Annotated in this window: 21 protein-coding genes; 11 read left to right on the forward strand and 10 right to left on the reverse strand. The window is 64.7% G+C overall.

Features of this window, described 5'->3' with window-relative positions; translation table 11 throughout:
* The 4 genes from QMB55_RS09050 to QMB55_RS09065 form a co-directional block, all read right to left on the reverse strand.
* The coding region (locus tag QMB55_RS09050; protein ID WP_497588371.1) for a valine--tRNA ligase at nt 1-1,910 on the reverse strand (1,910 nt) is incomplete at its 3' end.
* A 124-nt stretch (nt 1,911-2,034) separates the two neighbouring features.
* A complete protein-coding gene (locus tag QMB55_RS09055) occupies nt 2,035-2,475 on the reverse strand; it encodes a hypothetical protein (protein ID WP_497588372.1) in 441 nt (146 codons plus the stop codon).
* Nucleotides 2,472-2,900, reverse strand: coding sequence for a DNA polymerase III subunit chi (locus QMB55_RS09060; protein WP_497588373.1), 429 nt, complete (start codon nt 2,898-2,900; stop codon nt 2,472-2,474). Before QMB55_RS09060 ends, QMB55_RS09055 begins: the two co-directional genes overlap by 4 nt.
* Complete coding sequence (locus QMB55_RS09065; RefSeq protein WP_497588374.1) at nt 2,897-4,408, reverse strand: leucyl aminopeptidase; 1,512 nt, start codon at nt 4,406-4,408, stop codon at nt 2,897-2,899. Before QMB55_RS09065 ends, QMB55_RS09060 begins: the two co-directional genes overlap by 4 nt.
* A 75-nt stretch (nt 4,409-4,483) precedes the next feature.
* On the opposite strand from QMB55_RS09065, the gene lptF reads away from it, so the two are divergent.
* Together lptF and lptG are read left to right on the forward strand one after the other, a co-directional pair.
* A complete protein-coding gene (gene lptF / locus QMB55_RS09070; protein WP_497588375.1) occupies nt 4,484-5,563 on the forward strand; it encodes an LPS export ABC transporter permease LptF in 1,080 nt (359 codons plus the stop codon).
* Nucleotides 5,560-6,633 (forward strand): LPS export ABC transporter permease LptG, encoded by a 1,074-nt coding sequence (lptG, locus tag QMB55_RS09075; RefSeq protein WP_497588376.1) that lies wholly within the window; start codon nt 5,560-5,562, stop codon nt 6,631-6,633. Before lptF ends, lptG begins: the two co-directional genes overlap by 4 nt.
* Nucleotides 6,634-6,825: 192 nt before the next feature.
* Here the strand turns inward: lptG and QMB55_RS09080 are convergent, their stop codons facing one another.
* The 4 genes from QMB55_RS09080 to QMB55_RS09095 are packed head-to-tail and all read right to left on the reverse strand — an operon-like array spanning nt 6,826 to nt 8,965.
* Nucleotides 6,826-7,239, reverse strand: coding sequence for an RDD family protein (locus tag QMB55_RS09080; RefSeq protein ID WP_497588377.1), 414 nt, complete (start codon nt 7,237-7,239; stop codon nt 6,826-6,828).
* A gap of 6 nt (nt 7,240-7,245) precedes the next feature.
* Nucleotides 7,246-7,998 (reverse strand): DUF3106 domain-containing protein, encoded by a 753-nt coding sequence (locus QMB55_RS09085; protein ID WP_497588378.1) that lies wholly within the window; start codon nt 7,996-7,998, stop codon nt 7,246-7,248.
* Entirely contained in the window at nt 7,974-8,348 is a 375-nt protein-coding gene (locus QMB55_RS09090; RefSeq protein ID WP_497588379.1) for a DUF3619 family protein, read from the reverse strand. Before QMB55_RS09090 ends, QMB55_RS09085 begins: the two co-directional genes overlap by 25 nt.
* A complete protein-coding gene (locus QMB55_RS09095) occupies nt 8,345-8,965 on the reverse strand; it encodes an RNA polymerase sigma factor (protein ID WP_497588430.1) in 621 nt (206 codons plus the stop codon). The genes QMB55_RS09090 and QMB55_RS09095 overlap by 4 nt, the downstream gene beginning before the upstream one ends.
* A gap of 79 nt (nt 8,966-9,044) precedes the next feature.
* Between QMB55_RS09095 and ilvB the strand changes: the two genes are divergently transcribed.
* From ilvB to QMB55_RS09115, 4 genes are all read left to right on the forward strand, one after another.
* Entirely contained in the window at nt 9,045-10,745 is a 1,701-nt protein-coding gene (gene ilvB, locus QMB55_RS09100) for a biosynthetic-type acetolactate synthase large subunit (RefSeq protein WP_497588380.1), read from the forward strand.
* 11 nt (nt 10,746-10,756) lie between these two features.
* Nucleotides 10,757-11,248: an acetolactate synthase small subunit gene (ilvN, locus tag QMB55_RS09105; RefSeq protein WP_497588381.1), complete on the forward strand. Its 492-nt coding sequence runs from the start codon at nt 10,757-10,759 to the stop codon at nt 11,246-11,248.
* A 37-nt stretch (nt 11,249-11,285) separates the two neighbouring features.
* Complete coding sequence (ilvC, locus tag QMB55_RS09110; protein WP_497588382.1) at nt 11,286-12,302, forward strand: ketol-acid reductoisomerase; 1,017 nt, start codon at nt 11,286-11,288, stop codon at nt 12,300-12,302.
* A 102-nt stretch (nt 12,303-12,404) separates the two neighbouring features.
* Complete coding sequence (locus QMB55_RS09115) at nt 12,405-13,040, forward strand: phosphatidylserine decarboxylase (RefSeq protein WP_497588383.1); 636 nt, start codon at nt 12,405-12,407, stop codon at nt 13,038-13,040.
* 45 nt (nt 13,041-13,085) lie between these two features.
* Here the strand turns inward: QMB55_RS09115 and QMB55_RS09120 are convergent, their stop codons facing one another.
* Nucleotides 13,086-13,433 (reverse strand): DUF2069 domain-containing protein, encoded by a 348-nt coding sequence (locus QMB55_RS09120; protein ID WP_497588384.1) that lies wholly within the window; start codon nt 13,431-13,433, stop codon nt 13,086-13,088.
* Between the two features lie 44 nt (nt 13,434-13,477).
* Between QMB55_RS09120 and QMB55_RS09125 the strand changes: the two genes are divergently transcribed.
* A complete protein-coding gene (locus tag QMB55_RS09125) occupies nt 13,478-14,293 on the forward strand; it encodes a YihY family inner membrane protein (RefSeq protein WP_497588385.1) in 816 nt (271 codons plus the stop codon).
* 121 nt (nt 14,294-14,414) lie between these two features.
* Here QMB55_RS09125 and QMB55_RS09130 read toward each other — a convergent pair whose 3' ends face one another.
* On the reverse strand, nt 14,415-15,938 hold the full coding sequence (locus tag QMB55_RS09130; RefSeq protein ID WP_497588386.1) for a cyclic-di-GMP receptor FimW-related protein: 1,524 nt from the start codon (nt 15,936-15,938) through the stop codon (nt 14,415-14,417).
* A 226-nt stretch (nt 15,939-16,164) separates the two neighbouring features.
* Here QMB55_RS09130 and rpsP point away from each other — a divergent pair, with 226 nt between their 5' ends.
* From rpsP to rplS, 4 genes are all read left to right on the forward strand, one after another.
* Nucleotides 16,165-16,419 (forward strand): 30S ribosomal protein S16, encoded by a 255-nt coding sequence (gene rpsP, locus QMB55_RS09135; protein WP_497588387.1) that lies wholly within the window; start codon nt 16,165-16,167, stop codon nt 16,417-16,419.
* A gap of 63 nt (nt 16,420-16,482) precedes the next feature.
* Nucleotides 16,483-16,989, forward strand: a complete 507-nt coding sequence (gene rimM / locus QMB55_RS09140; protein WP_497588431.1) for a ribosome maturation factor RimM — start codon at nt 16,483-16,485, stop codon at nt 16,987-16,989.
* 32 nt (nt 16,990-17,021) lie between these two features.
* Nucleotides 17,022-17,804, forward strand: a complete 783-nt coding sequence (gene trmD, locus QMB55_RS09145) for a tRNA (guanosine(37)-N1)-methyltransferase TrmD (RefSeq protein ID WP_497588388.1) — start codon at nt 17,022-17,024, stop codon at nt 17,802-17,804.
* Nucleotides 17,805-17,806: 2 nt separating this feature from the next.
* Nucleotides 17,807-18,175, forward strand: a complete 369-nt coding sequence (gene rplS / locus QMB55_RS09150; protein WP_497588389.1) for a 50S ribosomal protein L19 — start codon at nt 17,807-17,809, stop codon at nt 18,173-18,175.
* The last annotated feature ends 12 nt before the right edge of the window (nt 18,176-18,187 follow it).

Consider the following 18,187-nt stretch of genomic DNA (forward strand, 5'->3'; position numbering starts at 1 on the left):
AAGCGGGTGGCGTTCCACAGCTTGTTGCAGAAGTTGCGGTAGCCCTCGCAGCGCGAGAGGTCGAACTTGATGTCGCGGCCCGGGCTGGCGAGCGAGAGGAAGGTGAAGCGCAGCGCGTCGGTGCCGAAGGCGGGGATGCCCTCGGGGAATTCCTTGCGCGTGCGCTTTTCGATCTGCTCGGCCTGCTTGGGGTTCATCAGGCCGGTGGTGCGCTTCTGCACCAGGTCGTCGATGCCGATGCCGTCGATCAGGTCGATCGGGTCGAGCACGTTGCCCTTGGATTTGCTCATCTTCTGGCCTTCCGCGTCGCGGATCAGGCCGTGCACGTAGACGTGCTTGAACGGGATCTTGCCGGTGATGTGCTTGGTCATCATGACCATGCGCGCCACCCAGAAGAAGATGATGTCAAAGCCGGTGACGAGCACCGTCGAGGGCAGGTAGAGGTCGAGCGCGGGGTTGGACTTCTCCGGCCACTCGGGCGTCCAGTCGAGCGTCGAGAAGGGCCACAGGGCCGACGAATACCAGGTGTCGAGCACGTCCGGGTCGCGCGTGAGCGGCCCGGTCTGGCCGTTGGCCGCGGCCTGGGCCTTGGCTTCGGCTTCGTCGTGGGCGACGTAAACGTTGCCGGCTTCGTCGTACCACGCCGGAATCTGGTGGCCCCACCACAGCTGACGCGAGATGCACCAGTCCTGGATGTTGTTGAGCCACTGGTTGTAGGTGTTGACCCAGTTTTCGGGGACGAACTTGATCTCGCCCGAGGCCACGCATTCGAGCGCCTTGCCGACGATGCTGGTGCCGTCGGCGCCGGGCTTGGACATGGCGACGAACCACTGGTCGGTGAGCATCGGCTCGATGACCACGCCGGTGCGGTCGCCGCGCGGCACTTTCAGTTTGTGCTTGTCGGTCTTGACCAGCACGCCCGCTGCTTCGAGGTCGGCGACGACGGCCTTGCGGGCGTCGAAGCGGTCCATGCCGCGGTACTTCTCGGGCGCGTTGTCGTTGATCTTGGCGTCGAGCGTGAGGATGGAGATGATCGGCAGCTTGTGGCGCTGGCCGACGGCGTAGTCGTTGAAGTCGTGCGCCGGGGTGACCTTGACGCAGCCGGTGCCGAATTCGAGGTCGACGTAGGCGTCGGCGATGATCGGGATTTCGCGGTCGGTCAGCGGCAGCTTGACGCTCTTGCCGATCAGATCCTTGTAGCGCGGGTCTTCCGGATGCACCATCACCGCGGTGTCGCCGAGCATGGTCTCGGGGCGGGTGGTGGCCACCGTCAGGCTGCCCGAGCCATCGGCGAGCGGGTAGCGGATGTGCCACATGAAGCCGTCTTCTTCCTCGCTCACGACTTCGAGGTCGGAGACCGCGGTGTGCAGCACCGGGTCCCAGTTCACGAGGCGCTTGCCGCGGTAGATCAGGCCTTCCTTGTGCAGGCGGACGAAGGTTTCGGTGACGATCTTCGAGAGGCCGGCGTCCATCGTGAAGCGTTCGCGCGTCCAGTCGGGCGAGGTGCCGAGGCGGCGCATCTGGCGGGTGATGGTGTTGCCCGAGAATTCCTTCCACTCCCAGACTTTTTCGAGAAACTTCTCGCGCCCGAGGTCGTGGCGCGAAATGCCTTGGCCGTCGAGCTGGCGTTCGACGACGATCTGCGTGGCGATGCCGGCGTGGTCGGTGCCCGGCTGCCACAGCGTGTTGTCGCCGCGCATGCGGTGGTAGCGGGTGAGCGCGTCCATGATCGCCTGGTTGAAACCGTGCCCCATGTGCAGCGTGCCGGTGACGTTGGGCGGCGGCAGCAGGATGCAGAAGGCGTCTTGTTTGGCGGTGTCGAGGCCGGCGGCGAAGTAGCCGCGGCCCTCCCATTCGGGATACCAACGACGCTCGATGTCGGCCGGTTCAAAGCTTTTGGCGAGTTCCATGGCGGTGCGCTATGTGGAAGAGAAGAAACCCTCGATTATACCGGACGCCGGCAGGCGCCGGGACGCGCCGCGAGGGAAAGGCGCCCCGCCGAGCCGTCCGGCGGGGAGGGGGGCGGCGGGCGGATCAGTCTTCGCGCGCGGCGGGGCCGTGGCGACGGACGAAATCGCGGCAGGCGTCGCCGACGCTGGCGGCGATGCCTGCGCGCAGCTGCTCGCCGACGTCGATGAGGACGGCTTCGACCAGCGTCGGGAGCTCGGCGGCAAGGCGCCGTTCGACGCTCTGCGCCAGTTCGGCACCGAGCTCGCAGGCCAGGCGGGCGCTCAGGCTGCGGGCCAGCTCGTCGGCCAGGCGCTCGCGCAGCGCGGCCTCGTCGGGCAGCCCGGTGCAGGGGACCGTTTCGGTCAGGAGCGGCAAGTCGTCACCGACCACTTCGGTCAGGAGCGGCAAGTCGTCGCCGGCCGGCTCGGGCGGGGCGGGTGGCGGAGGCGTCGTCGGTACGGCGACGAAGCGGCGTCGGCGCATCAGTGCGTCGGCGCGGTCGACCACGTTCTCAAGCTCGTTCATCGGCGCGCCTCCCCGAGGTCGATGTACTGCACTTCGTAGCCGCGATCCTTGTAGAAGCGGACGCGCTCGCGCCCGGCCAGGCGCTCGCCGTCGTCCTGGCCGACGACTTCGATCACGCTGGTGAAGCGGGCGAAGGCCGGCGGCACCTCGAGCGAGAGGTTGAACAGGCGGTCGGTCTGCGCCGGCGTTTCGAGCTCGGCGCAGATCAGTACCGGCGTCTCGCCGGCAAGCGGCGAGGCGGCATCGACGTGCGGGATGAAACCGGTGGGCGGCTGCACCCACAGCTGGCGGTCGAGCGCCTCGGCGGTTTCCTGCTCGGGCGCATAGACGAGGATGGGTTTGCCTTGCGCGTAGGCCTTGCCGATCAGCGCGGCGGTGGCGGCGATGCGGTCAGGGGTGTTGTGATAGAAGAAAATCTTGGTCAAGCGAGTTTCCCGGCGCGGTCAATCAGGTAGTGCGCCAGCAGCGGCACCGGGCGACCGGTCGCGCCCTTGTCGGCGCCGCTCTTCCAGGCGGTGCCGGCGATGTCGAGGTGCGCCCAGGTGTACTTCCGGGCAAAGCGCGAGAGGAAGCACGCGGCGGTGATGCTGCCGCCCCAACGTCCGCCGATGTTGGCCATGTCGGCGAAATTACTTTTAAGCAAGTCCTGGTAGTCGTCCCACAGCGGTAGCTGCCAGGCGCGGTCGAGCGCCGTGCCTCCCGCGGCGAGCAAGTCGGCCGCGAGTTCGTCGTCGTTGGTGAAGAGGCCGGTGGCAACGTGGCCAAGAGCGACGACGCAGGCGCCGGTGAGTGTGGCGACGTCGATGACGGCGGCCGGTTCGAAGCGCTCGGCGTAGGTCAGCGCGTCGCAGAGGATCAGGCGGCCTTCGGCGTCGGTGTTGAGGATTTCGATGCTCTGGCCGGAGAGCGAGGCGACGATGTCGCCGGGCTTGCTCGCCGCGCCGTCGGGCATGTTCTCGGTGGCCGGGACGATGACGGTAAGGTCGATCGGCAGCGCGAGCTGTGCGACGGTTTTCAGCGTGCCGAGGACGCTGGCGGCGCCGCACATGTCGAACTTCATTTCGTCCATGCCTTCGCCGGGCTTGAGCGAAATGCCGCCGGAATCGAAGGTGATGCCCTTGCCGACCAGAACCAGCGGGCCCTTGCTCTTTTTGCTGCCTTTCTTGGCCGGCGCGCCGCGGTAATGGGCGACGATCAGCTTGGGCGCCTGGCGCGAGCCCTTGGCGACCGAGAGCAGCGAGTGCATGCCCAGCTGCTCCATGTCTTCGCGCTCGAGCACTTCGAGCTCGAGGCCGAATTCGTCGGCGAGTTCGCGCGCCGTACGCGCCAGGTACTCGGGCGTGCACACATTGCCCGGCAAGTTGCCGAGATCGCGCGCCAGGGCGCAGCCTTCGGCAATCGCCAGCCCCTGGGTGAGGGCGGTTTCAGCGGCCTTCTGCTCGCCGTCCTTGGCGACCGCGAAGGCGAGGTGGGTGAGCGCCCGCTCATCGGCCGGGCTGCTCTTGAACTGGTCGAAACGGTAGCTCGCATCGCCAGCAGCGATCAGCGCCTGGCGGACCTTCCAGGCCGGCGAGCGTTCGCCGACGGCGAGCGTCGTCAGGTAGACGACGGCGTCTTCGGCGCCGGTCTGGGCGAGCGCCTTGAGGGCGTTGCGCAAGGCGGCGGCGTAGGCCTTGTCGCCGAAATCGTCGCGTTTGCCGAGGCCGACGAGCAGCACGCGCGCGCAGACGGTGCCGGGCAGGTCATGGAGGACGAGGCTGCTGCCGGCCTTGCCGGAGAGGTCGCCGCGTTCGATCAGTTGGCCGAGGCGCTTGCCGCTGGCCTTATCGAGGCGGCTCGCCGCCGCGTCGAGCGTCCCGTCTTCGAAGACGCCGACGACCACGCAGGCGCTCTTCTGCTTCTCCGGGACCCCTGTTTTTATGCTAAATTCCACCGCCTTGCTCCTCGGCAATTGCTGTTGTTCGAAACAGCGCCGATTATCCCCGCAGTTTTTCGACCAAGTCAAAAAATGATCTTCCAGCGCGCGACCCGGCGCGAGTTTACGCAATCGGCGGCGGGCGTCTTCGTGGCGCTCTTCGCGATCCTGCTCACGACGCAACTGATCCGCCTGCTCAGCGAGGCGGCGTCGGGGGCGGTCGCGCCGGAGGCGGTGGTGGCCCTGCTCGGCTTCTCGGCACTGCATTACATCCCGGCGCTGCTGTCGCTTTCGGCCTTCGTCGCCATCTTGTTGTCGCTGTCGCGCGCTTACCGCGATTCGGAGATGGTCGTGTGGTTTTCGTCCGGCGTTTCGCTGCTGGCCTGGATTCGGCCGGTGCTGGTCTTCCTCGCGCCGCTCTTGATCGCCATCTCGGCCTTGTCGCTGTTCGCCTCGCCCTGGGCGCTCTCGAAGAGCGCCGAGTACCGCGGCGCCTTGAGTTCGCAGCGCGACGCCGGGCAGGTGTCGCCGGGCGCTTTCCAGGAATCGGCGTCGGGCTCACGGGTGGTCTTCGTCGAGGCGGTCGCTGACGACCAGACCTTCGTGCGCAACGTCTTCGTGTCCTCGGTCGAGAATCAGCGCTTGGGTGTGACCATGGCGACGCGCGGACACCAGGAAATCGCCGAGAACGGCGATCGCTTTCTCGTCCTTGAGAACGGGCGGCGCTACGAGATCATCCCGGGGACGCCGGAATTCCGCGTGCTCGAGTACGGGCGCTATGCGGTGCGCATCGAAACCAAGGAGTCGCGCGGGATTGAGCGTACACCGCGCAATACGCCGACACTCGAGCTGATGGCCATCGACCAGCCGGCATACCGTGCCGAACTGATGTGGCGCCTGAGCGTGCCGATTTCGGCGGTCGTGCTGGCGCTGCTGGCGATTCCGCTGTCCTTCGTCAATCCGCGCGCCGGGCGTTCGGCCAACCTCTTGCTGGCCTTGTTCACCTACCTGCTCTACAACAACCTGATGACCATCAGTCAGGCCTGGATCGCTGGTGGACGCACGTCCTTTGCCGTTGGCTTGTTCGGAGTGCATCTGATCATGCTGGCGGTCCTGCCCTTCATGTTCTACCGGCGGATCGCGATTTTCTCCCTGGGGCGCTGGTTCCGATGAAAATCTACCGTCGCTACCTGTCGCGCGAGGTCGTCGCCGCGATCGCCCTGGTGCTCGCCGGTTTCCTGGCGCTGTTCGGCTTCTTCGACATGATCACCGAGGTCAAGAGCGTCGGCCAGGGCGATTACCAGCTGCGCCACGCCATCGCCTTCGTGCTGCTGCGCATCCCTGGGCGGGTCTATGAACTGATGCCGATCGCCGTGCTGATCGGGACGCTTTACGCGCTCTCGACCCTGGCCCGGCACTCGGAAATCACGGTGCTGCGCGCGTCCGGGATGTCCACCCCGACCCTGCTCGGCGTGCTCTTCCAAGTGGCCGCCGTGTGCGCCGTGCTCACCTTTGTGATCGGTGAAGTCGTTGCGCCGCCGGCCGAGCGGGCCGCACAGCAACTGCGCCTGAAAGAGCGCGGTCGCACGGTCAGCCAGGATTTGCGCAGCGGCCTGTGGGTCAAGGATGAGCGGATGTTCATCAACGTCCAGGTGGTGCTTCCCGATCATCGCCTGCGCGGCATCCGCATCTACGATTTCGACGAGAAGGCGCAATTGCGGTCGGTGATCGAGGCGGCCGAAGGCGAGTATCTGCCGCCCGACGGCTGGCGCCTGAAGGACATCGTGCAGACGCGTCTCTACGGCGAGCGCTCGGAAATTCGCCGTTTGGCCGACATGGAGTGGCGCTCGGCGCTCAACCCGGACATCCTGTCGGTGCTGATGGTTTCGCCTGACCGCATGTCGCTGCCGCACCTGTCCTCGTACATCAAGCACCTCTCCGAGAACAACCAGAAGACGCAGCGTTACGACATCGCGCTGTGGAAGAAGATCGTCTATCCGCTTGCAGCACTGGTGATGGTGGCCTTGGCGCTGCCCTTCGGCTACACCCACAACCGCGTCAGTGGCGTCAGTCTGAAGATTTTCGCCGGGGTGATGATCGGCGTCTTCTTTCACATGCTCAATGGCCTCTTCTCCAACCTTGGCGCGATCAACAGCTGGTCGCCAGCGCTCAGCGCGTTGGCGCCGTCCTTGCTCTTCCTGGTGGCCGCTGCGGGAATGATCTGGTGGGTCGAGCGCCGCTGAGCGCGGCGTCTAGCGTCTCGCTTTAGTGCCGTTCGCTGTGCGTCGTTTCTTGCGCGCGGCGATTTCAGTGGCATTTTTCAGCGGCATGAGTGCGCGCCCGGGCAAGGCTGGGGCGCAGCGCGAACCGCAGCCGCCGGTGTGTTCAAGGGTTTTGTCCTTGGTTGCGCCAGCCTTGGCGCGGTGGTGTGATGGCTAGGAAAGCGTGAGTCGGGTTCCGGCCAAGCGGTCATGCAGGAACTGCCTGTCGCGGTCGACCAGGGCCCACAACAGGCCAACGCCAGCCAGCAACAGGCTCGGCCAGCACAACACGAAGCGCAGGATGGCTTGGCCCGGGCTGACGGCGCCGCCGTCGGCAGCGACCAGACGGATGCGCCAAGTCTTCATCGCCAGCGTTTGCCCGCCGTGTGTCCAGAACCAGGTGAAATAAACGCACAGCACCAGGAAGAGGTGCGCCCACAGGACGCCAGGGCTCGCGAGGAAGCGGGTCAGGGCGCCAATCAGAATGTGCGGCAGAACGAAAGCGAGCAGCAGCACGCCGACGAGCAGCAGGGCCTCGTAGGCCATGCCGGTCAGCCGGCGCATGAGGCCGGGGGGGGCGCTCGGCATGGTCGATCAGGGTTGGGTGGGGGGCAACGGCAGCGCGTTTGCGTTCGCGGCGTTTGGCGAATTCGAGGGGGGCGCCACCGCGGGTGCCGTTGCCGGGTCTGCTGCTTGTGCGGACGGTGCGGGGAGGGCCACGGCTTCGGTGGGGGCGCCGACCGGCGGCACGGCGGGCTGGGCTTGCACGGTGGCCGGGTCCAGGGGCTTTTCGGCGGGCAGCGGAAGGGCAGCGGGAGCTGGCGGCTTGGCGGTCACCGTGGGGGGGGGGGTCGCCGGGCGCGGCAGCGGTTTGGTCGGGACGGGCTTGACCTCCGGCACCGTGCTGGCTTCTGCCTTGAGCTTCTGTTTCTCGCTCTCGGGGAGGCTTTGGTATTCCTCCCACTTCTGCAGCAGTTCCTGCTTCTTGTCGGCCGGCAACTGAGTGGCCGACTTGAACTTTTCACGCACCAGTTGGCGCTCTTCCGGCGTCAGTCTGTCCCATTCCTGCATCTGTTCCTGGATGCGGCGCTGTTCTTCGGGCGATAAAGTATGGAAGCGCAGGGCGATGCCCAGCCATTTCTTTTGCCGGTAATACTCCATCGAGTCCCATTCGTCACTGAGCGGGGCGAGGACGATCCGCTGCTGGACGGTGAGTTCGGTCCATTTAGGCTGCGGCGGGGTCGCGATGAGCGACGGGCTGGGCGTGGCGCACCAGGCCGAGTGGGTGGTGAGGGCGAAAGCGAGCGCGGTTGCGGCGAATGCTATGGCGAATTGCGATTTAACCATGCAGCGAAGCCCTTGTCGGTGAATGCGCGCAACGGAATTTCATCGGTCAGCAGGGCGCTGTCAATGGCGCCCAATTCCGTGATGCGCTGGTCGGCCGTCCAGTAGGCGGCGATGCCGAGGCCAACGACGAGGGCAAGGGCGGAAATGACTTGGCGAAAGCGCAGGTGATCGGTGCTGAAATGAACGAAGCTGCCGGCCGCGGCGAGGAGCGAGCGGGTTTCGGCCTGCTTTTGGCAGGCCAGCGCCTTTTCGCGGGCCTCGGCAAGGCGCGCCAGCGTCTCGGGTTTGACTTCGTGAAGCCCGAGGTTAAGGTGCTGTCTGACCTTGAAGCCGAAATGTTGTTCGTTCATAGCGTGATTCCTTTTGCTTTCAATGCCGCCGCCAGCGCGTGTGTGGCGCGCGAGCAATGGGTTTTGACGCTGCCTTCGGAGCAGCCCATTGCGGAGGCGGTTTCCGCGACGTCCATGTCTTCCCAGTAACGCATGAGGAAGGCTTCTCGTTGACGTGGTGGCAAAGAATTTATTTCTTTTTCTATTATCTCAAGAACTTGGCTTTGCTGGAGGGCGCCTTCCGGGGTGTCCGGCGTGTAAGACTCGGATTCGACCTCGAGAGTTTCCAGCGGGTCGTGCGTCTCGTCGTCGTCCGACGAGAAGGCGGACAGCAAGGTGGTCCACAGCGAACGGACCTTGCTGCGCCGGTAGTGGTCGCGGATCGTGTTCTGGATGATGCGCTGGAAGAGCATGGGGAACTCTTCTGCCGGGCGGTCGCCGTATTTTTCGGCGAGCTTCATCATCGAATCCTGCACGATGTCGAGCGCAGATTCTTCGTTGCGCACGGCGAACATCGCCTGCTTGAAAGCACGGCGCTCCGTTGCGGCTAGGAAATCCGACAGTTCGCGTGAGCTGGCCAGAGTCGATGTCCTTGTTCGTGCTGTGCGGGGGAGCGAATTGGGCGCGGAACCCCGCAGGGTCTTTGCTTGACCAATCGGGGTCTAGGCGATAACGTTATGAGCTTTTTCGGGGTTTCGGCTGCGTGAGGCAAGGATCATGACCATGATGACCGGTGCGGAGATTGTAATCAGGTGCCTGCAGGAAGAAAAGGTCGAATGCGTATTCGGCTATCCGGGGGGCGCCGTACTCCACATTTACGACGAGCTGTACAAGCAGGATGCGGTCAAGCATGTTCTCGTCCGCCACGAACAGGCCGCGGTGCATGCCGCTGACGCCGTTGCCCGGTCGACGGGGCGGGTCGGGGTGGCGCTGGTGACCTCGGGGCCGGGTGCGACCAATGCCGTGACTGGCATCGCCACGGCCTATATGGATTCGATACCGATGGTGGTCATCACCGGCCAGGTGCCGACCTCGTACATTGGTCAGGACGCCTTCCAGGAGTGCGACACGATTGGCATCACGCGTCCGTGCGTGAAGCACAATTTCCTCGTCAAGGACGTTAAGGACATCGCCCCGACCATCAAAAAGGCCTTCTACATCGCCAACAGCGGCCGGCCCGGCCCGGTGGTGGTCGATATTCCGAAGGACATCACGGCGGCCAAGTGCAAGTTCGAGTACCCGCAGGAGGTTCACCTGCGCTCGTACAATCCCGTGGTCAAAGGGCATCACGGGCAGATCAAGAAGGCGGTCAACCTGCTGCTCGGCGCCAAGCGCCCGATGATCTATACCGGCGGTGGCGTGATCCTGTCCGATGCCGCCGAACAGCTCGTGGCCCTGGCCCGGGCGCTCGGCTTCCCGGTGACCAACACCCTGATGGGCCTGGGGGGCTTCCCGGGCACCGATAAGCAATACCTCGGCATGCTTGGCATGCATGGCACGCTTGAGGCCAACATGGCAGTGCAGCACTGCGACGTGCTACTGGCCGTCGGCGCCCGCTTCGACGATCGCGTGATCGGCGACCCCGCGCATTTCGCCTCGCATCCGCGCAAGATCATCCACGTCGACATCGATCCTTCGTCGATTTCCAAGCGCGTCCGCGTCGATGTGCCCATCGTCGGCAATGTGCGCGATGTCCTGGCCGAGATGCTCTCTCTGGTGCAGGCCGAACCGGCGCGCCCGGAAATCGCCGAGTGGTGGCAGGAGATCGAGGGCTGGCGGGCGCACGAAAGCCTCAAGTACGTGCAGAACGGAGGCATCAAGCCGCAGTTCGTGATCGAGAAATTGTGGGAGATCACCGGCGGCGACGCCATCATCACCTCCGACGTCGGCCAGCACCAGATGTGGGCGGCGCAGTACTACAAATTCGACAAGCCGCGCCGCTGGCTTAACTCCGGTGGCCTTGGCACCATGGGCGTCGGCTTGCCTTACGCCCTGGGGGCGGCGATCGCCAACCCCGACCGCCAGGTGGCCTGCATCACCGGCGACGGTTCGATCCAGATGTGCATCCAGGAGCTGGCGACGGCCAAGCAGTACAATCTGCCGGTCAAGATCATCGCCCTCAACAACCGCTTCCTGGGCATGGTGCGGCAGTGGCAGCAGATGTTCTACAACGGCCGCTATTCGCAGACCTACATGGATTCCCTGCCCGACTTCGTCAAGCTGGCCGAGGCTTACGGGCACGTCGGCATCCGCGTCGATACGCCCGAAGAGGTTGAACCGGCGTTGCGCAAGGCCTTCATCGAGCACAAGGACGACCTGGTCTTCCTCGACATCCGCACCGAACGCGAAACCAACGTCTATCCGATGGTCGCCGCCGGCAAGGGCTTGTCCGAAATCATCATGGCCGAACCGCTCTGAGGGAACCTTTCATGCGACACATCATCTCCATTCTGCTCGAGAACGAAGCCGGCGCCCTGTCCCGGGTGGCCGGGTTGTTCTCGGCGCGCGGTTACAACATCGAAACGCTGACCGTGGCGCCGACCGAGGACCGTTCGTTGTCGCGGCTGACCATTGTCACCAGCGGCAGCGACGAGATCATCGAGCAGATCACCAAACAGCTGAACAAGCTGGTCGACGTCATCAAGGTCGTCGATCTTTCTGAGGCCGCGCATATCGAGCGCGAGCTGATGCTTATCAAGGTCCGCGCCACCGGCAAGGACCGCGAGGAAATGAAGCGCATGGCCGATATCTTCCGCGGGCGCATCATCGACGTGACCGAGACAACCTACGTCATCGAGCTCACGGGGAGCGGTTCCAAACTCGATTCCTTTATCCAGGCGATCGATGCGGATCTCATCCTCGAAACCGTACGCACCGGCGTCAGCGGCATCGGCCGCGGCGACCGCATTCTGAAAGTCTGACCCGCGCCACGGGAACACTTCGCAAGAAAGGAAAACGATGAAAGTCTATTACGACAAGGATGCCGACCTCTCCCTGATCAAAGGCAAGAAGGTCACCATCGTCGGCTACGGCTCGCAAGGCCATGCCCACGCCCAGAACCTGAAGGACTCCGGCTGCAAGGTCACCGTCGGCCTGCGCAAGGATGGCGCATCGTGGAGCAAGGCCGAGAAGGCCGGCCTCAAGGTTGAAGAAGTCGCCAAGGCGGTCAAGGGCGCCGACGTCGTGATGATTCTGCTGCCGGATGAGAATATCCCGGCCGTCTATTACAACGACGTCGAGCCGAACATCAAGAAGGGCGCCGCACTGGCCTTCGCACACGGCTTCAACGTGCATTACAACCAGGTCGTGCCGCGTGCCGACCTCGACGTGATCATGGTCGCGCCGAAAGGCCCGGGCCACACCGTGCGCTCCGAGTACCTCAAGGGGGGCGGTGTGCCCTCGCTGATCGCCGTGCACCAGGACGTCTCGGGCAAGGCCAAGGACATCGCGCTGTCGTATGCCGCGGCCAACGGCGGCACGAAGGGCGGCGTGATCGAGACCAACTTCCGCGAAGAGACTGAGACCGACCTCTTCGGCGAGCAGGCCGTGCTTTGCGGCGGCGCCGTCGAACTCGTGAAGATGGGCTTCGAGACCCTGACCGAAGCCGGCTACGCGCCGGAGATGGCCTACTTCGAGTGTCTGCATGAGCTCAAGCTGATTGTCGATTTGATGTACGAAGGCGGCATCGCCAACATGAACTACTCGATCTCGAACAACGCCGAGTACGGCGAGTACGTGACCGGGCCGGAAGTCATCAACGAAGAGTCGCGCTACGCCATGCGCAATGCCCTGAAGCGCATCCAGAGCGGTGAATACGCCAAGATGTTCATTCTGGAAGGCAAGACCAACTACCCGTCGATGACCGCGCGCCGCCGTCTGACCGCCGAGCATCCGATCGAGCAGGTCGGTGGTAAACTGCGCGACATGATGCCTTGGATCAAGAAGAACAAGCTCGTCGATCAAAGCAAGAACTGAGCGTCGGGCTGAGGATTTCGGGGTGAGACTTCGGAGCGTTGCTCCGCGTCTCACCCCGAGTCGTAATCCGGGTGTCGCCCTTTATTCCCTTACAGGTTGTCCATGAATTATCCGCATCCGTTTCTGGCCCGCGAGGGCTGGCCCTTTATCGCCCTGTCGCTGGCGCTGGCCTTGTTGGCTTCATCGGCCGGCGTCTGGTCCCTGCCGTTCTGGCTGATCTTCGTCTTCTGCCTGCAGTTTTTCCGTGATCCTGCTCGGGTGATCGCCGGCGGGGCGAAGAGCATCGTCGCTCCGGCCGACGGGCGCATCGTCGTCGTCGAGGAAACGGACGATCCTTATCTCAAGCGCCGGGCGCTCAAGGTCAGCGTGTTCATGAACGTGTTCAACGTGCATTCGAACCGCGCCCCGATCGCCAGCCGCGTGGAGCAGAAGTGGTACAACCCGGGGCGCTTCCTCAATGCAGCCCTCGACAAGGCCTCGGTCGAGAACGAGCGCTGCGCGCTGCACCTCAAGACCGCGGATGGGCGTGATGTCACCTGCGTGCAGATCGCTGGCCTGGTGGCGCGGCGCATCCTGAACTATGTCGAGCCCGGCACGGCACTGAGCGCGGGGCAGCGTTACGGCTTCATCCGCTTCGGTTCGCGCGTCGACCTGTACCTGCCGCTCGATACTCAGGTCAAGGTGGTGATCGGCGACAAGGTTTCGGCATCGAGCACCGTGCTCGCGGAACTCTCCTGAGTCAAGCCGGCATCCAGAAAAAGCGCGTCGAATGACGCGCTTTTTTTATGGGCGGCCTGGCCGCGTGCGACGCACGTAGGCAATGGCGCTCCAGAAGTAGAGCGCGGCGAGGAGGGTTTCGAGCCCGGCGAGGCCGCGGCTGGAGCCGGTGTCGGTGGTCGCCCGGACTACGCCTTCGCAGAGGTAAAAAAGGATCAGCAGCGTCGACCACTGAAAGGTGTAGCGACGCCCTGCGAGGACGCCACGCAGCGGTAGGAGCAGGGGAAGGCATTTGAGCGCCAGCCACGAACCGCCAGGGATGACCGGGGCGAGCCTGAGTTCCCACGCGAGGCAGAGCAGGATCAGGGCAATGAGGCTGCTGGCGGCGATGCGGTGCGCGGTGACGGCGTTCATGGCGAAGGGGGCGGGCGAAGGGGCGACAGGCTATCATAGGACGCATGTCGACGACTGCTTTGCGCGTTGTGGTCCTGTTGCGGACCGTCTTGCGCCGCTTTTTTGCGGAGGGGCTCGATCAGTCGGGCGCGAGCTTGGCTTACCTGACGCTGTTCTCGCTGGTGCCCATGGTGGTCATCGCCTTCGGGGTGATGTCCTTGTTGCCGGGCATCGAAGCCTATGCCTTGCAGCTTGACCGGTTTCTTGCCGGCAGCATCTTGCCCGAACGCAGCGGCGGGATGATCGTCGATTATGTTCTGACGTTCTCGCGCAACGCTTCGGAAATGACCTTGTTCGGCCTGGCCGGCCTGTGTCTGAGCGTCTTGTTCCTGTTACTGAACATGGAACGTGCGTTCAACGACATCTGGCGGGTTTCTGGGCGCTCGGTATGGTGGCGGCGTCTTGGTGTGTATGTCGGTGTACTCGCGTTCTGGCCGCTGGCGGTCGTCGGCGTCGGTTACATCACTTACCAGGCGGTGGTCGTTTCGCTGGGCTGGTTTGAGCAGCCCGGCTGGATGCGCGTGCTGTCCTTGCGTCTCGGCGGTTTGTTGGCGACCGCGTTTTGTTTCACCCTGCTTTACGTCTGGTTGCCGAACGCCAAGGTGCGGTTTTGCGATGCCGGGCGCGGCGGTTTTTTTGCTGCGCTGGCTTTCCTCGGCATGCAGAAGGGGTTTGCCGCTTACATTGGCCTGGTGCCGACTTTTTCGCTGCTCTACGGGGCTTTCGCCGTCGTGCCGATCTTCCTGTTCTGGCTCTACCTGTCCTGGTGTCTGGTGTTGCTCGGTGGGCTGGTGGCCGCCGAGTGGCCGCGCCACTGGTGATTCCAGTGCGAATAGAGCGAAAAAGGGTCGGTCCTGGTGGGCGACAGCGGTGCCGGAACACACCTCCTTGTCGTCTCGTTATTTGCCGGCTTTGCGGTGGCTGGAATCCGCAGCGCGCGGGTTAAAGCGCAGGCGGTTCGTCGTTTTCAATATGGAACAGGGCGATGCGCGCGTTGCGTTCCTCGCAGCCGAGGCTGCGCATCTCGCGGATTTCGAGGTTGTGCCGCTCGGTGACCAGCAGGAACTCGCAGGGCGCGTCGGGCAGGGCATGGCTGGGGGCGACCAGCAGGGCGCTGTTGCGCAGCGGCGGGATTGGCGGGAGGAGCAGAACGGCGTGCCGTTCTGTGGGGGTGTCGCTCGAGGCGGGGCGGATCAGGCTGGCTGGTGCAGCGTCGCCGGGCAGAATTTGTAGCCCGACTTCGATGTGTTCCGGGTGGGCCGACTCGACCCGGCGCACGATGCACAGTTGCCAGCGGTCGCCGGTTTCGGTGCGCAAGGCGGCGATGTCTCCGGCGGCGAAATTGCCGGTGTCGCCCGAGACGTGCATGGCGGCGTACCCGTCCGGGCTTTCGTTGATGATCATCCACTGCGTGCTGGGTGGGGGATGGTTCGCGGCGTGGCGAAAGAGTTCGCGCAAGGCGTCGAGTCCGGCCAGGAGTTGGCCGCGGTAGCCTTGGCGGCGGCGCGGGAAGCGGCGCTTGGCGGGTGAGTTCCAGCGGCTGGCCAGACGGCGCAGCAGGCTGCGTCCGGACGGGGTTTCGGCGAAGCCGGGAAGTTCGAGCGCACGCGCGCCGATGCCGCGGGTCAGTGCGGCTTCCTGGACCCGGAGCCTGGCGCATAAGCGCTTGCAGGAAAAGGCGAACGGAATGGCGAGGTCTGGCGGTGGGCGGAAGGCCGAAAAGGCGGGGGCGTCGCGGGCGAGGTCGAGAATGAAGGTTGGCGGGGATTCGCCTTCGGGGTCGATCAGGCCGCGGCTGTGTGCCAGAAGGTCGGCTACGAAGCGGTTTTCTTCGACGCTGAGCGAGGTGGGTTGGGCGCAGGCGTGGAGGATGGTGGCGAAGTAGGTGTCGGCAAGCGATTGCCCGTCCGGGTCCGGGTGCGTGTCGAGGAGGTCGAGCGCCTGGGCGCGCTGAAAAACGTGGTGCAGTTCCCGCCAGAGGTCGTGTCCTGCGGGGGCGGCAACCAGCGCGCTGAGCTGGAAGTGCCGTCCGAGACAGCGCAGGGCGCGCCATAGGACGAGCTCTGGCGGATGGCCGAGGTTGTGGGCGAAGTGCACACCGAGGCCGTGGCGCGGGCTGTGTTCGCTGAGGCTGCCGAGCAGGGCGCGGGCAAGGTTGAGCAGGCAGTCCTGCGCAGCGCGCAGGGTCAGTTTTTGTTTGCGCGGAAGGGGGAGCGGCAGCGTGGTGAGCGTTGCGGCGGTTCCGTCGAGCGCGGCGTGCAGGCGGAGGTAGAGTGCGTCGAGGACCGCCATGCGTTGCGGCAGCGTCGCCGCGCATTCGCCGAGCGCCTGCAGATGCTGCAACTGATTCGCGTATTCGTCGCTATCATGAGGGGCGCGGGGAGTCCTCAGCCATCCTTGGAGGCGAGCGATGCCGTCGGGTTTTCCCGGGGCCTGGTTTGCAGCAGAGATGAACGAAGGGCTCATGGTTCGGCGCTGGACTCAAAGACGCGCTGGTCTGAGTGTAGACCGCGCCGGGCGGCGTTCGTTGCGGCATACGTCACGCCGGCGTGCATTTGTCGACGGCCGTCCGCAGCCGGTCGTACGCATCGGAGCGGGGCGGGTTTGGGCCCTGTTTGGAGTAGCGGCTTGTTTTCCCGCGCTTTCTTGTTATAATCTTGCCCTTTTTCTGATTTCGGAATAGAGATCTCCTATGGTTGTTATTCGACTCGCACGCGGTGGCGCCAAGAAGCGTCCCTTCTACAACGTGGTGGTGGCGGACTCCCGCACCCGTCGCGATGGCCGTTTCATCGAGCGCATCGGTTTCTACAACCCGATCGCCTCGGAAAAGGAAGAGGGTCTGCGCATCGCCGCCGACCGTCTGAGCTACTGGCAGCAAAATGGCGCCCAGCTCTCGCCGACGGTCGCCCGTCTGGTGAAGAAGGCGGCCGCGCCGGTTGCCGCCTAAGCGACCTCTCGACGCTTGACAGAGTCTTCTGCCTTGTCGGCCCAACCTCCGGTTGCGGCCGACATTGTCGTTCTCGGCAAGATTGTTTCGGCTTACGGGCTGCGCGGTGCGGTGCACGTGCATCCCTTCGCCGACGATCCGGCCGCTTGGGCGCGGATGAAATACTGGTGGCTGGGCCGTGAAGGTGAGGCGCCGGAACGCTGGCAGCCGCAGCGCTTGATCCGTTGCCGGACGCATGGCGATTCCTGGGTCGCCCAGTTCGCCGGTTTCGACGACCGGAACGCGGCCGAGGCCGCCGCCGGCCTGTTGATCGGTGCGCCGCGGGAAGCCCTGCCGGCGACCGGGACGGATGAGTATTACTGGGGCGATCTGATCGGCCTGGACGTGGTGAATACCAAGGATCAGCCGCTCGGGCGCGTGCTCGGGCTGATCGAAACGGCGGCCAACGACGTGTTGCGCGTCGGCAATGGCGACGGACAGGAGCAACTCCTGCCCTTCGTTGCGGCGGTCGTGCTGGACGTGGATTTGTCGACGCGCCGGGTGCGCGTCGAGTGGGAAGCCGACTGGTGAGTTCTGCCGCTCGTGGGCGGGCCGCCGGACCGGTGCTGGTCGCCGATGCGGTGACGCTGTTTCCGGAGATGTTCGCGGCGATCACCCAGTCGGGGGTGACGCGGCGGGCGCTGGACGAAGGACGTTGGTCGCTGGCGTTCACAAACCCGCGCGACTTTACGCAGGACTTGCACCGGACGGTCGATGATCGGCCCTACGGTGGCGGTCCCGGGATGGTGATGTTACCGGCGCCGCTTGAAGCGGCGATTGCTGCGGCGAAGGCGCGCCAGGCGGCGCAGGGCGTCGCGGCGAGCCGGGTGGTCTATCTGTCGCCGCAAGGCGCGCCGCTCACGCATGCGCGGGTGATGCGCTTCGTCGAGGCGGCCGGGCAGGAAGGCGTGGTGCTGCTGTGCGGGCGCTACGAAGGGATCGACGAGCGGCTGATCGAACGCTGCGTCGATGAGGAAATTTCGATCGGGGATTTCGTGCTTTCAGGTGGCGAACTCCCGGCGATGGCGCTTTTGGACGCCGTCGTGCGGCAACTGCCGGGCGTGCTCAACGACGCCGCTTCGGCAAGCGAGGATTCGTTTGTGGCGGGCCTGCTGGATTGCCCCCACTACACGCGGCCCGAGGAATACGCGGGCCGGCGGGTGCCGGATGTGCTATTGTCCGGCCACCACGAGCAGATTCGTCGCTGGCGCCTCAAACAGGCGCTGGGACGGACGTGGCAGCGGCGGCCCGAGCTGTTGGCGGGGCGGATGCTGTCGAAAGAGGAAACGCAACTCCTGGTGCAGTTTCAGGAGCAATGCGGTCAGGAAACCAAAAAGGAGTCTTAAAAATGAATCTGATTGCGCAACTCGAGCAAGAAGAAATTGCCCGCCTGGGCAAGACCATCCCCGAATTTGCCCCCGGCGATACCGTTATCGTCCAGGTCAAGGTCAAGGAAGGTTCCCGTGAGCGTCTGCAGGCCTACGAAGGCGTGGTTATCGCCAAGCGTAACCGCGGCCTGAACTCGAGCTTCATCGTCCGCAAGATCTCGTCGGGCGAAGGCGTCGAGCGTACCTTCCAGACCTACTCGCCGCTGGTTGCCTCGATCGAGGTCAAGCGCCGTGGCGACGTGCGTCGCGCCAAGCTGTACTACCTCCGCGAGCGTTCCGGAAAGTCGGCGCGCATCAAGGAAAAGCTGGTCCGCAAGCAGAAGGACTGATCGTACGCCACT

Source organism: Propionivibrio sp. (assembly GCF_041441355.1).
Taxonomy (GTDB): Bacteria; Pseudomonadota; Gammaproteobacteria; order Burkholderiales; family Rhodocyclaceae; genus Propionivibrio.